Here is a 14,056-nt window from a genome sequence, read left to right as displayed (position 1 = left end):
GTCAGACCCTGGCATGGGCGAGGCTCGCCACCACGTTGACGCCGACCTTGCGGGTGTAGCACCACCAGGTCAGGGCGAAGCAGGAGACGTAGAAGACGCCGAAGGCGAGGAAGGCGGGGGCCGGGGTGCCGGCCGCGGCGAACGCCATCCCGAACGCCCGGTTGATGAGGAACCCGCCGAGCGCTCCGACCGCCGAGATGATGCCGATGGCGGCCGAGGCCTGGCGCTTGCCGTACAGCAGGGCCTCCTCGCCCTCGCCGCGCTCGGCCACCGCCTTGGCCTGGAAGATGGCCGGGATCATCCGGTACGTGGAGCCGTTCCCGACGCCGGAGGTGAGGAAGAGCACCTGGAAGGACAGGAAGAACAGCCAGAAGTTGCCCGAGGTGCTGGCCGCCCAGACCAGCAGCACGCCGCCGCCCATCGCGGCGAAGTTCCACAGCGTGACCGGCGCGCCGCCGAGCCGGTCGGCCAGCCAGCCGCCGACGGGCCTGATCAGCGACCCGATCAGCGGCCCGGCGAAGGCCACCGCGGCGAACGGCGCGCCGGGGAACAGGCTCGCGCTCAGCAGCGGGAAGGCGGTGGAGTAGCCGATGAACGAGCCGAAGGTGCCGATGTAGAGGAACGACATGATCCAGGTCTGGGCCTTGCCCGCCACCGCGAGCTGTTCGCGTGGGTCGGCCTTGGCGCTGGTCAGGTTGTCCATGAAGAACCAGGCGCAGATCGCGGACACGACCACGAACGGCACCCAGAACCAGCCGGCCGCGGCCAGGCCGAGCGAGCCGATCACCAGCGGCATGACGAGCTGGACCGAGCTGACGCCGATGTTGCCGCCCGCCGCGTTCAGCCCGAGCGCGACACCCTGCCTGCCGCGCGGGTAGAAGTAGGTGATGTTGGCCATGCTGGAGGCGAAGTTGCCCCCGCCGAACCCGGCCAGCGCCGCGATCACCAGGAACAGCCAGTACGGGGTGCCCGGATTGCCCACCGCCACGCCGAGCAGCACGGCGGGGATGAGCAGCAGCAGGGCGCTGACCACGGTGAAGTTCCTGCCGCCGAACCTGGCGGGGCCGAACGTGTAGGGGACCCGCAGCACCGAACCGATCAGGTTGGGCAGGGCGACCAGCCAGAAGAGCTGGTCGGTGGTGAACTCGTACGACCCCAGCTTGGTCGCGACGATGCTCCACAGGGTCCACACGGTGAAGCCGAGGTGTTCGGCAACGATGGAGAAGATCAGGTTGCGCCGTGCGACGCGCTTGCCTGAACTCTCCCAGAATGCTGGGTCATCGGGATGCCACTCGGCGATCCAGCGCGCCATCGACCTCTCCTACGCTCGGCGTTCCGGATTCACCACGGTAGGAAGGGCTCGTTACGCACTTTGACCCTGCGTGGCCGTGAGTTCGTTACGGGTGATTCACCGCGGTAACAAGCTCCGCACAAGCGTCACGTACGAAACATGCCGGTAATGATCGGTTACCTGTCCTCGCCTGGGGTAACAGCACTCACAGCAAGGGGGGAAACATGATCAAAAAGCTGCATCAGATGGGCGTGCGTTCCGGACACGCGTACACCGCGGGGCTGGCGTCGATCGCTCTGTCCTTCGGAACCTGGTTCATGTCCAAGAACACCGAGCGGGCCGGGCTCGACCGGGCCGACCGATGGGGGATCTTCATCGGGGAGTGGGCGCCCACGTTCTTCGCCCTCGGCGTCGCGCTGCGGATCGAGGAGACGCACCGCGACATGCAGGAAGGCGAGATGGGCGTGTTCGAACAGGCTGAGAGCACGCGGAGCCGGTCACACGCCGGCGTTTGAGCGGACGCGTCACGCGGGCCACGCCGTCGTGCGTGACCCGCGTGACGCGCGTCTGTACAGAAGTCTCAGTCGCGAAGAGTCGCCAGGCGGAGCAGCGGCTCGTCGGTCAGCCGGTAGCGGTACCAGTCGTCCTGGTTGACCGCGCCGAGCTTCTCGTAGAAGCCGATGGCCGGGTTCCAGTCGAGGACCGACCACTCCAGCCGCTGGTAGCCGCGCTCGGCGCAGATCTCGGCCAGCCGCCTCATGAGGGCGACGCCGTGGCCGCCGCCCCGGTGCGCGGGGCGTACGTACAGGTCCTCCATGTAGATGCCGTGCACGCCGCGCCAGGTCGAGTAGGTGAGGAACCACAGCGTGAAGCCGGCCACCTCGCCGTCCTGCTCGGCGATGTGGGCGAAGGCGGCGGGGTTGTCGCGGAAGAGCGTGTCGTGCAGCTGTTCCTCGGTCACGCGCACCTCGTGGGCGGCCTTCTCGTAGGCGGCGAGCTCCCGGATCATGCCGATGATCTCGGGGACGTCGGCGGGTGTGGCAGGACGAATCATGTCGTTCAGCGTACGGGCCCTTGAAACGTGCGCGGTTTCTTAGAACAGTATTCGGAGGGCCATGCCGACGCTCAATAAAGGTGACCGACAGGGGAGCGGAATCGTGAGCGTTGCGGAAGGGCTTGGCGTGCGCCCGCCGTGTGCGGAGCTCAGGCTGTCCCTCGTGCTGGGCGAGCGGGCGTTATATGTGAACGGGGACCTGCGCACCGCGCGGCGCTGGTTCGACGCGGCCTACCTCCAGGCGCAGGCGTGCGGAGACCCGCCCGCGCTGGCACGGGCGGCACTGGGGCTGGGCGGGATCTGGGTACGCGAGCACAGGACCGCGGCCGAGTCGGAGATGGTACGCGCCCGCCAGCGGCACGCGCTGTCGCTGATCGACCCCGGCTCCACGCTCGCGCAGCGGCTGCGGGTACGGATGTGCGGCGAGGCGGACTACCACAGGGGCGCCCACGACGAGATCCTGCGCCTGCTGGAGCAGGCCAGGGGCGCCGGGGACGCGGAGCTGCTGGCGGAGGCGCTGAGCCTGGCGCACCACTGCCTGCTCGGCCCCGAGCACGGGCAGCTGCGCAAGGAGCTGGCCGCCGAGCTGATCGGCCAGGCGGCCGTCACCCGGCGCAGGGGCGACCTGCTGATGGGGCTCATGTGGCGCACGGCCGATCTGTACCTGGCCGCCGACCCGCACGCGGAGCGCTGCCTGGAGGAGCTGCGCGGCCTGCTGGACGAGCAGCCCCACCTGGCGGTCGGCTACGTGGCCGCCGCGATGCGGGTCATGCTCGCCATCAGGGCGGGCCGCTTCGAGGAGGCGGAGCGGCTGGCCGGCGAGTGCTACGAGCTCGGCGTGACGGCGGGCGACGTGGACGCGACCGGCTGGTACGGCGGCCAGCTCGGCGCCGTCCGCTGGTACCAGGGCCGCGTGGCCGAGCTGCTGCCCGCGATGGCCGACCTGGCCAGCTCCCCCACGCTCAGCCCCATCGACAACTCCTACCTGGCCGGGCTGGCGCTGGCCGCGGCCGTCTCCGGCGACCGCCGCCAGGCGGCCGGCCACCTCGCCCGGCTGCGCGGCCGGGACCTGGGTGCCCTGCCGAGCTCCAGCACGTGGCTGCTGTCGATGTACTGCGTCGTGGAGACCGCGCACCTGCTCGGGGACGCCGAGACGGCCGCCCGCGCGTACACGCTGCTGAGCCCGTACGCGCATCTGCCGATGGTGGCCAGCCTCGGCGTGGCCTGCTTCGGCTCGACACACCACTCGCTGGGCATGGCCGCGCTCACCCAGGGCGACCTCGACCTCGCCGTACGGCACCTGCGCGCGGCCGTGCACGACAACCTGGCGCTGAGCCACTGGCCGGCCGCCACGCTGTCGCGCTGCCGGCTCGGACAGGCGCTGGCCCTGCGCGACGGCCCCGCGAGCGAGGCGGCGCGGGCGGAGCAGGCCGCCGCCGCGCGGGAGGCCAGGGAGCTGGGCATGGTGCTGCCCGCCGCCGCCGGGCGGGCCGGCGGCGCAGGCGGCCCGTGCCGGTTGCGCCGCCACGGGCGGCACTGGCAGGTCGAGCTGGGCGGGCGGGTGGCGCTGGTCGATCACAGCGTCGGCATGGGTCACCTGGCCACGCTGGTCGGCAACCCCGGGCGCGAGATCCCGGCCGCCGACCTGGCGGCGGGCGCGTGCCGGCCGGCCGGGCAGGGCGATTCGGCCCAGCCGATGCTCGACGACCTGGCCAGGGACACCTACCGGCAGCGGCTGGCCGAGCTGCAGGAGGAAATCGACGAGCTGGAGTCGATGCACGACCTCGAACGCGCGGCGGCGGTGCGGCTGGAGCGCGAGTGGCTGATCAGCGAGCTGGCGGCGGCGACGGGCATCGGGGGGCGGGCGCGGCCGTTCGCGGACGGCGACGAGCGCGCCAGGATCGCCGTCGGCAAGGCGATCAGGCGGGCGCTGGCCCGGATCGAGGCCGTGGACGCCGTGATCGGCGAGGAGCTGCGCGCGTGCGTGCAGACGGGGGTGCGCTGCTCGTACCGGCCGCGATGATCCCTCGTATGGGTCCTGCGTCTGGGTGGTGGATGGAACGCCGGTGGAACGGGATGGCACGCCTGAGGGGAGGGGCCACGTTCCGACATTCACTGGGGGATCATCCATGCGTCATCCGCAAGGGCTCAACTTCGCGATCACTCTCGACCGCGACCTGCCGGAGCCGCTGCAGGAGCAGCTCGCCGCCCAGCTCCGCGCCGCCATCCGGCACGGGCGGCTGGCCGCCGGCGCCCGACTGCCGTCCACCCGCACCCTGGCCGCCGTACTCGGGACCTCGCGCGGCGTGGCCCTGACGGCGTACCAGAGGCTGCTGGCCGAGGGGTATGTGAACGGCCGCCACGGCTCCGGCACCTACGTCGCGCGCCCCGCCGCCGGCCCGCCGGTCCGGGAGCCGGAGCGTTCCACCGAGACGGTCATCGACCTGCGCGCCGACCTGCCCAGCACGCAGGGTTTCCCGCCGGCCGAATGGCGGGCGGCCTGGCGGCGGGCCGGCGAGCGGGCCGCGCTCCTCGGCGAGCCGCCCGCCGCCGGGCTGCCCGCGCTGCGCGCCGCGATCGGCGCCTACCTGAGCGGCACGCGCGGCCTGGTGCTCGACGGCCACGACGTGATCGTCACCGCCGGGGCCGCCGGCGCGCTCGCCCTGGCCGTGCGGGCGCGGGGCGGGCCCGATCCCGTCATCGCCCTGGAGGATCCCGCGCCGCCCTGGCTCAGGGGCGAGCTGGCCCGGCTCGGCACCGTGCTGCCCCTTCCCGCCGACGGCTCGGGCGCCCGCCCCGACCTGATCCCCCGCTCCTGCGACATCGTGGTGGTCCTGCCGGAGCGCGGCGTCCCGTACGGCACCCGCATGCCGCTCGACCGCCGCCGTGCCCTGGCCGCGTGGGCCCGCGACAGCGGCGGGCTGGTGCTGGAGCCGGCCTTCGACGGCCGGTTCGGCGCCGCGCCCGACCCGCTGCCCAGCGTGCTGGCGCTCGGGGACCCGTGGTGCACCGCCATGACGGGCTCGTTCCGCGACCTCCTGACGCCGGCGCTCCGGCTGTCGTTCGCGGTGCTGCCGCGCCGACCGGCCGGAGAGCTGGAGCGGGACCTGAGCACGGGCACGGGCGCGGGCGTTACGGGCGTTACGGGCGTGAGCATGGCAGGCGCGGGCCCGGCGGGCGCGGGGTGGGAACGGGCGGCGGTCACGTGTCAGCTCGCGCTCACCGAACTGCTGGCGTCGGGCCGTGTGGCCAGGCGGGCGGAGCAGCTCTCGCTCCTGTACGGCGCCAAACGAGCGCTCGTCCGCCAGGCACTCGGGGCGTACCCGGGCACCCGCCTGCTGGGCACGCACTCCGGCGCCTCGGCCGCGCTCCTGCTGCCCTCCTCCGTCCCGGCCGAGTCGGTGGTCCGGCTGCTGCGGGCCCGCCGGGTCCACGTGGCGGAGCTGGCCGCGTTCCACCATCCCGGGCGCCCGCCCCGCAACGGGATCGCTTTCAGCTTCGGGCACCTGGACGGGGTCACGCTGCGCCGGGCCGTGCACACGATCGCGCGCACGCTCGACGATCACCGCCTGGCCCGCAGGACTGCCGCCTGACCGGGTCCCGGACGGCCCGGGTACGAGGCAGCACCCACGATCCGCGACACTGGGTGCTGCTCACGTACGAGAAAGGGTGACGACCATGGAACAGCGCGTGTTGGGACGTACCGGACGCCAGGTCGGCGTGGTCGGCCTCGGCGCCTGGCAGCTTGGCGCCGACTGGGGCCAGATGACGGAGGACGAGGCGCTGGCCACGATCCAGACGGCGGTGGACGGAGGCGTCACCCTCATCGACACCGCCGACGTGTACGGCGACGGGCGCAGCGAGCGCATCATCGGCCGCTTCATCAAGGACCACCCGGGACTCTTCGTGGCCACCAAGATGGGCCGGAGGATGGACCAGGTCCCGGAGAACTACGTGCTGGAGAACTTCCGGGCCTGGAACGAGCGTTCCCGCCGCAACCTGGGCATGGACACGCTCGACCTGGTCCAGCTGCACTGCCCGCCCAGCTCCGTGTTCTCCTCTGACGCCGTCTACGACGCCCTGGACACGCTGGTGTCGGAGAAGAAGATCACCGCGTACGGCGTGAGCGTGGAGACCTGCGAGGAGGCGCTGACCGCCATCGCCCGCCCCGGCGTGGCGACGGTACAGATCATCCTCAACGCGTTCCGGCTCAAGCCGCTGGAGCGGGTCATCCCGGCCGCGCGGGCCGCCGGGGTGGGCATCATCGCGCGGGTCCCGCTGGCCAGCGGGCTGCTGTCGGGCAAGTACGACGAGAACACCACGTTCGCCGACAACGACCACCGCACCTACAACCGGCACGGCGAGGCGTTCGACGTCGGGGAGACCTTCTCCGGCGTCGACTTCGCCACCGGCCTGGAGGCGGTGCGCCGCCTGGCTCCTCTGGTGCCCGAGGGCATGACGATGGCCCAGTTCGCGCTGCGCTGGGTGCTCGACCAGGAGGGCGTCTCGATAGTCATCCCCGGCGCGCGCAACCGGGCCCAGGCCGCCGGCAACACCTCCGCCGCCGCGCTGCCGCCGCTGGACGCCGCCACGCTCGACGCGGTGCGCGACGTCTACGACGAGCTGATCCGCCCGCAGGTGCACGACCGCTGGTAGCCCATTGACGCCGCCGCCCACTTTTAGGAAACTTTCCTAAGCATTCTCGCCCGCTCCACCCTTCCCCCCCACGAGGAGCCATCATGCACGCGAGAAGAAGATGGGCGGCCGGCGCCGCCTCGGCCACCCTGACCACCGCCCTGCTCATCGCGGCCTCCCCCGCCGCCTCCGCGACACCCACCGGATGCACGGCCCAGTTCGCCACCGAGACGCGCGGGGCGTACAGTCTGTGCACCTCGGGCACCGGCGAGCACCGCATCCGCGTCCTGCAGCGCCACTTCCTGCCGGAGGTCGGGCTCATCCCGATCGAGGGCCCGTGGCAGCCCGTCGGCACGGTGTCCTACACGGGCATCACGCCGCACACGACGGTCAGCATGTGGGTGGAGACCCGGGGCTGACCCGCACGGATTGAGATCCGGCCCGGACCAGCAGAGGCACCGTCAAGCGGCGGCAGGTCTGGTGGCCTCTCGGCCACCGCCACCCATCTCGCTGTCCGGGCCGGACCCTCCGCCGGGGAACAGCCGTCCCCGGGGATGCGTACCTCCACATTCGCCCTCCTGAGGCACTCAGGCAAGAGGGGAACAGGGGCCGCTTTACAGAAGTGCCCGCCGCGCTCATGATGAGGCCACGCGCGCGTCTCGGGGCACCTCGGGTGGACGCGCTGCTCAACGGGGTTCCTCTTCGCGGGCGTGCCCGGCGACTTCGTGCTCTGCGCGGGCCGGGGCGTGGTGCCGCCGGCGTTGCGGCAGGTGTACCTGTACTCGATCCGCTCGGGCGCCTCGGTGGCCTGCCCGGTCTGAGAAAGCGAACGGCGGCCGGATGAGTGGTCATCCGGCCGCCGCTCAGAGCGGGCGATCCGTCAGCGGATGCCCAGATCCGTCCACTTGAGGAGATAGCCGGAGTTGACGTTGGCGTTGAGCCAGGCACCGCCGAGGCTGGCGCGGGCGCCGACCCCGTAGCTGGCCTGGATCGAGTGGTTGACCTCCATCTTGTCGTTCACCTCGGCCGAGAGGCCCTTCACGCCGCCGCCGGCGCCGACGAACAGCTCGGGACCGACGTCCACCGATCCGGTGATCCCGTTGTTGACCTCGACGGCGTTCTCCGTGCTCAGCCTGGCGACGACGGCGACGCTGGCTCCGGCGCCGAGCTCCACGCCGACCTTGGCGCCTCCACTGACGGTCACCCCTTGGTTGTCCCAGTTGACGCAGGCGTTGACACCGACCGTGACGATGACGCCCTTCGTCGACTCGACGCACACCGAGCCCGACTGGTATTTCGCCAGGTTCGTGACCTCGATCAGGCCGTGGTCGGCCATCGCCTTCTGGACCCGTTCCGTCTTGCGCTGCTGCGCGAGCCGGGCCGCCTGCCAGCTCGTCAAGCCGCTGGCCGGGCCCCGGCCCGGCTTGTGCAGGCAGCCCCGGTAGCACTCGCCGTCCGGCGCGTTCCTGGTCTTGCCTCGGGCCAGGCCGACCGCGCGGCCGGTGACCCGGCTGGCCGGCCCCCGACCGGGCTTGTACCGGCAGCCGCGGCTGCACTCGCCGTCCGGGGAGTTGGCCGTGCGGCCCGTGGCCGGGGCGTACGGCCGGTAGTGCAGGGTGCTGGCCGGGCCGGTGCCCGGCTTGTACGCGCAGCCCCTGTCGCACTCGCCGTCGGGCGCGTTGCGGAAGGCCAGGCCCTCCGGGTCGCTGAAGGTGACCGGGTTCTGGCCCGCGTAGGCGTACGGGGCGAGCTGCTGCGGGTCGCCCGGGTGCAGCAGCGGGTCGGGGGACAGGAAGACGCCGGTGGCGGTGTCGTAGTCGCGCACGCCGAGCCTGGTCAGCCCGGTGGCGGCCTCCTTGGCGCCGTTGACGAAGGCGCGGTCGCCTGGCCAGGACGGCGGCTGCGCGCCGCGCGGGACGCCGAACGGGTCGAAGCGGCGCTTGGAGGTCGCCCACGTGGCCGCGTTGACGGCCAGCTCGGGTGTGCCGTTGCGGTCGGCCATCAGGTAGCTCACCCCGGCGGCCGTACGTGCCGCCATGGTGCTGTCGCCGTGCCGGTAGAACCGGGTGCCGGTGAGCTTGCCCGACGCGGTGTCCAGGCGGAGCGTGCCGCCGGGCAGGTGGAGCGTGGCGCCCGCCTTGTCCCGGCTGATCAGCAGGCCGCCGTCGGGGGCGTACACGCGGTCCACGCCGCCGTCCGCCGCGCCCTGCTCGCTCACCTCGGTCATCAGCCCTTCGGCGTCCCAGTCCAGGGTGCGCTCACCCGCGGCGCTCCGCCAGCCGACGACGTTGCCGGCGGCGTCGTGCTCGTAGGTGTCGGTCCTGTTCCCCGCCGGGCCGGTGACCTCCACGGACGTAGGGGCGTGCGGACGGGCCTCGCCCGCGCCGGGGTACTCGGTCCTGCTGACGGTGTCCTGGGCGCCGCCGAGGCCGTGCCTGGTCTCCGTCAGCCGCCTGCCGATGTCGTCGTAGGTGAAGCCGGACCAGTAGGGCGCGGGGCCGCCGGTGGCGCCGGGCCCGGCCGCGCAGTCCGCCGGCGGGGTCCACGCCTCGGTGAGCCGCCGGTAGCGGTCGTAGCGGAAGCACTGGACGTCGCGGGCGGCGCCGGCCAGGGCGTCGTCGATCTTCGTCACGTTGCCGGCCGGGTCGTACTCGTACGTGGTGTCGTCGACCTTGAGCGCGCCTGCCTTCTCCTGCTCCACCAGGGAGCGGGTCAACCGCCGGGTGGCGGGGTCGTAGTACTGCGAGTGCCAGATCAGCGGCTGGTCCTGGTCGCCGAGGTGTAGCTGGGTGGGCTCGCCGAGCTCGGTGTAGGCCGTCTTGCTCACGTACTTGGCCGCCCCGCTGACGGTGTTGAGAGCCCCCAGGCTGTCGTAGGTGTAGACGAGGGTCTCGGCGCGCAGGTCGCCGATGGCGGGCATGGCGACCGAGGCGGTGCTGCCGTCGGCGAGGAAGGTGCTGGTCGTGGTGTACGTCCCGACCAGGCCGCCCTCCGCCGGGGGGATGACGATCGACTGACCGGTGATGCGGTAACCCGCGTCGTAGCCGGTGATGGCGTTGACGTAGGCGTTCGCTCCCGCGTACCTGGTCACCGAGGTGAGCCGGCCCTTGGCGAGCGTGTCGTACACCCATTCGGCGAGCGTCGGGCCCTGCGGGCCGTCGCGGCGGGTGGCGACGCGGCGGCCGAGGTCGTCGTAGACGTGCGCGATCGTCCGGCCGCGCGCGTCCGTCGTGCTCACCAGCCGGCCCGCCGCGTCGTAGGCGTGCTCGGTGTGCCCCTTGTCGGGGTCGTGGGAGCCGGTCCTGCGGCGCCGCGCGTCGTAGTCGAAGCGCCATTCGTTGCCGTCGTCGTCACGGATGGAGGCGAGGTCGCCTGCCTTCGTGTACGTGTAGCGGGTGGCGGTGTAGGCGCCCGACGGCTTGTCCGAGTCGTACTGGCGCAGCTCGGTGGTCTGCCCGCGCGCGTCGGTGTAGGTCGCCGTGGGCGTGTCGCCCGAGGGCGGCGTCACCGCGACGTGGTCGCCGCCGTACTCCGTCCTCGTCTCGGACTTCTTCTGGTTGAACGCCTCCAGCTTGGACAGCACCTCGCGCCCGGCGCCGTCGTACTCGGTGACGGTCTGGCTGGGAATGAGCGTGTCGTCCTGGGGCGCGAGCAGCGCGCCGCCGGCCGCGCCCGCCACGTGGTAGGCCGCGTTGGCGCGGGTCACCAGGCCGCGGGCGTTGTAGTGGGTGTCGGTGACCACCCTGCCGCCGCCCCAGGTGGGTTCCTGGGTCTGGCGGGGCCGCAGGAAGCCGTCGTAGAGGGCGTAGGCGGCGACGTGGTTGCCGTTGGCCCGCATGGACTCGGTCGCCACGTAGGTCGCGCCGTCGGGACGGACGACGTAGGTGTGGCGCGTGTTCGGGCTCTGGTTCGCCGCCGCTGACCTGCCGGGCAGCCACACCGCCGCCAGCCGGCCGAGCGCGTCGTAGCGCAGGTCGGTGCGCCGCTGGTTGGGGTCGACGACGGTCTCGGCGACGCCGAGCAGCTGGTGCATGGTCGTGGTCGTCGCGTGTCCCAGCGCGTTGGTCGTGACCACGGTCCGCGGCAGGCCGGTGGCCGGCGTGTAGACGGTCGTGGTCGCGCGGTCCAGCGCGTCGTGTGCGGTGAGCACCCGGCCGTAGACGTCGTGAGTGGCGCGGCTGGTCGTCACCCAGCGCAGCTCCCCGTTCTCGTAGGATTTGACCTCCTCGACCTTGGTGACGTCACCGGCCGTGACCTGGCCGAGGTCCTTGCCGTCGTAGTAGGTCCGCACGTCGGAGATGCCGTCCTCGGGGAAGCGGGGCGTCGCGTCGCACGCCGTCCCGTACGTCCGCACCCGGCTCGGCAGGGAGAGCAGCCACGCGCCGGTGTCGCGGGCGTAGGTGGTCTCGGTGCAGCGGTCGTCCGCGGCGATGGAGGTGTCGCCGCGGTCGTTCACCTTGACGGGCTGCCCCGCGTCGTCGTACGCGGTGCGCGTCTCGGTCTCCCGCCACCCGCCCGCGGCCAGCGCCGTGCGGGTGGTCGTCCGCTCCACCAGCACCCGGTGGGCCTTGAGCGGGCCCTGCGTGGCGGTCAAGCGGGTCAGCGGGTCGTGGATGGCGTGCGCCACCACCGGCCCGCCCGCCCCGTTGTAGGTGGTCTGCTCGCGCAGGAAGCCGGCGAGTTGCGGGTCGTCGGCCAGCGTGCCGCCGCGCGAGTCGGTCACCGACGCCGAGCGGGTGCCGCCGCCCGCACGCCGGTCGCCGTTCATGCCGCGGAAGAACTGGTAACGGGTGGCGTTCTCCTTCGCGTCGCCGGGGTTACGCGGGTCGCCCTGGCGTACGCGCACCTTCTCGTAGCCGCGCCAGCCGGTCCACGAGCGGTACTCGGCCTTGACGAACGGGTCGTCGTTGTACGCCCAGGCGGCGCCGCCCTCGTAGTCGTAGCTGGTGTACTCGGTCGCCGCGCCGCCGGTCCGATCGATCCTGGCGACGTTCGCCACCACGTACTTGTGGAACCAGTCGTCGATCGGGCCGCTCAGCTGCGGCGCCCACCGTACGGGGAAGCAGCGCTTACCGTTGTCGTCGGGAACGGGCAGCGCGTTCGCGGCGCACTCGCCGGAGCTGTAGGTGACCACCGTCTGCCCGCCCGACTCGTTGTTGACCGCGTACAGGCGGAACTTCTTCATCGGCGGCAGGCCGTCGGGCGTGGAGTCGACCCGGTTGGGCAGGGCGACGCCGTCGAAGGTGACGGGCGGCAGCGCGGCCTGCCCGCCGGCCAGGCCGGTGCGGGTGACGGAGCTCAGCCACAGGGCCGGGCTGGTGCCGTCGTCGGGCTTGGGGTAGGCGTGCGTGAACGTCCAGCGATCGACGTCACGGTAGGCCGTGCCGTCCCAGACCTGGCTGGTGACGGCGGACAGCCGCTTGGTGGTCCAGAAGGTCGGGGTCCACTGGTCGCGGCAGGTCGCCGCCTCGCAGTTCAGGTCCCAGGGGACGTCCGGCCAGCTCTCCTTGGTACGGGCGGCGCAGTCGGCGCCGGGCAGGCAGCGGTCGGCGGGCGTGAAGACCAGTTGCGCGGGGGCCTTGGTCACGCCGTCGCGGGTGCCGTACTCGATCCTGGCCAGCGTGCCGGCGCGGGTGTAGACCACCTTGTCGGCGCCGAGGTTGGCGCCGTAGGCGTTGTCCTCCTTGGTGTAGAAGTAGGTCATCGTGTTGCCGTGCCGGTCCACGACGCGGTCGAGGTTCCACCGCCACGCCTGCGGGCAGCGCGAGGCGGCGAAGGTGGCCGCCGCGCACGGCTCGCCGGGCTGGTTGCCGTAGACCGGGACCGTCCAGGCCGACTGCGTCTCGGCTCGCGAGCCGAAGAAGTACTGGGTGCCGTCGACGGTCGTGACCTTCCAGTGCTCGCCGTCGTCGTCGCCGTTGGGCGCCCCGGTGAGCCGCTCCACCCGGGTGCCGTCGTCGTCCTTGGGCCGCCAGGCCCGCTGGCCCTCGTCGTAGACCAGCGCCCCTGAGTGGCCGCTGAGGGACATGGTGGCGTTCTGCCCGGCCCAGCACTGGTCGTAGGTGGACGGGCTGCCGCCGCCGGTGTCGTCCGCGCACGTCTTGTAGCGCCGCTCGACGAAGCCCGGCCACAGATTCCAGCCCTCCCCCAGCCAGGACGTCTGGTTGTTGGTGGTGGCCACGCGGCCGTCCACGGCACTGGAGGTGTAGGACACCGACAGGTCCGGCTGGAGGCCGCCCGGCACGTCCGGCGCGGCGAGCGGGTAGCTCCAGGAGAAGTCGCCGGTCTGCAGCGACACGTCCCACGAGCCCGACGGCGCCAGCGAGGTCGCGGCGTAGTCGCCGGAGCCGCCCGACGGCGCGGCGGCCAGGGCCAGCGTGGCGTCCTGCGCCCCGGCCTCGGCCAGGGCGCGCAGCCTGCCGTTCTTCACGTCGTTGCGGCTGCGCAGCGCGGACGGGCGGCACCGCGCGGACCCGGCGTCGGCCGGCGCGCAGTCCGGGATGCGCAGCAGCCGCAGGCGCGAGGCCCAGTCTCCGCCGTACGCCTGGCGGAACGCGGAGTAGTCGACGGTGAGCGCGACCTGGCCCGTCGTGCTCTGCCCGTCGCTGCGCCGTACGCGTAACAGCAGCCCGGGGACGCCGGCCGCCTCGGCCTGCGCCCGGTCGAGCACCTCCACCCGGACGGCGCCCACGCCGCCGGCGGCGCTCTTGCGCGTCGTGCCGGGCACGACCTCGGGGGCGGCCACCGAGACCGGCAGGTCTCCTGCCTGCTGCTCCCCTCCCCCGGCGGCGGGAACGGTGACCTCGGCCGTCCCGGCGGCGGGCCAGGCAACGGGCGGGGTGCCGGTCATGGCGTGCTTGGCGACGTTGTCCTCGCCCACCGGCTTGACCGGCACCGCCACGACGGGGACCGGCGGTTCGCTCTGCGGCGGGGTGGGCTGGACGTCGGCGCGTGCCCCCACGGCGGACGCCGGCTGCGCCGCCGTGATCGTCAGTGAGGCCGGTAGCAGGAGTAAGGCGGCCAGCGCCGCCCCCGCCCGGCGAAGACGCCGGGCCGGTGACTGAGAGTGAATCATG

General features: G+C 72.8%; 8 protein-coding genes. 5 read left to right on the top strand and 3 right to left on the bottom strand.

Annotated features, from left to right (window positions below; genetic code table 11):
- Position 1: 1 nt before the first annotated feature.
- Positions 2 to 1,312, bottom strand: a complete 1,311-nt coding sequence (locus AB0C27_RS15735) for an MFS transporter (protein ID WP_357843757.1) — start codon at positions 1,310 to 1,312, stop codon at positions 2 to 4.
- A gap of 203 nt (positions 1,313 to 1,515) precedes the next feature.
- On the opposite strand from AB0C27_RS15735, the gene AB0C27_RS15730 reads away from it, so the two are divergent.
- Complete coding sequence (locus AB0C27_RS15730; protein WP_357843755.1) at positions 1,516 to 1,806, top strand: hypothetical protein; 291 nt, start codon at positions 1,516 to 1,518, stop codon at positions 1,804 to 1,806.
- A gap of 65 nt (positions 1,807 to 1,871) precedes the next feature.
- On the opposite strand, the gene AB0C27_RS15725 is transcribed toward AB0C27_RS15730, so the two are convergent.
- Positions 1,872 to 2,345, bottom strand: coding sequence for a GNAT family N-acetyltransferase (locus tag AB0C27_RS15725; protein ID WP_357843752.1), 474 nt, complete (start codon positions 2,343 to 2,345; stop codon positions 1,872 to 1,874).
- Positions 2,346 to 2,448: 103 nt separating this feature from the next.
- Between AB0C27_RS15725 and AB0C27_RS15720 the strand changes: the two genes are divergently transcribed.
- The 4 genes from AB0C27_RS15720 to AB0C27_RS15705 all read left to right on the top strand — a co-directional run bounded on the left by AB0C27_RS15720 (position 2,449) and on the right by AB0C27_RS15705 (position 7,399).
- The gene (locus tag AB0C27_RS15720; protein ID WP_357843749.1) at positions 2,449 to 4,368 is read left to right on the top strand and encodes a hypothetical protein; all 1,920 of its coding nucleotides are present in this window, start codon (positions 2,449 to 2,451) and stop codon (positions 4,366 to 4,368) included.
- 106 nt (positions 4,369 to 4,474) lie between these two features.
- On the top strand, positions 4,475 to 5,938 hold the full coding sequence (locus tag AB0C27_RS15715; RefSeq protein ID WP_357843745.1) for a PLP-dependent aminotransferase family protein: 1,464 nt from the start codon (positions 4,475 to 4,477) through the stop codon (positions 5,936 to 5,938).
- Between the two features lie 85 nt (positions 5,939 to 6,023).
- Entirely contained in the window at positions 6,024 to 7,001 is a 978-nt protein-coding gene (locus AB0C27_RS15710) for an aldo/keto reductase (protein WP_357843742.1), read from the top strand.
- An 83-nt stretch (positions 7,002 to 7,084) separates the two neighbouring features.
- A complete protein-coding gene (locus AB0C27_RS15705; protein WP_181306868.1) occupies positions 7,085 to 7,399 on the top strand; it encodes a hypothetical protein in 315 nt (104 codons plus the stop codon).
- A 461-nt stretch (positions 7,400 to 7,860) separates the two neighbouring features.
- On the opposite strand, the gene AB0C27_RS15700 is transcribed toward AB0C27_RS15705, so the two are convergent.
- A complete protein-coding gene (locus AB0C27_RS15700; protein ID WP_357843739.1) occupies positions 7,861 to 14,055 on the bottom strand; it encodes an RHS repeat-associated core domain-containing protein in 6,195 nt (2,064 codons plus the stop codon).
- Between the last annotated feature and the right edge of the window lies 1 nt (position 14,056).

It is taken from the genome of Nonomuraea sp. NPDC048882, assembly GCF_040649755.1.
Taxonomy (GTDB): Bacteria; Actinomycetota; Actinomycetes; order Streptosporangiales; family Streptosporangiaceae; genus Nonomuraea; species Nonomuraea maheshkhaliensis.
Note: the sequence above shows the minus strand (reverse complement) of the source record. Positions and strands in the feature narration are given on the sequence as shown.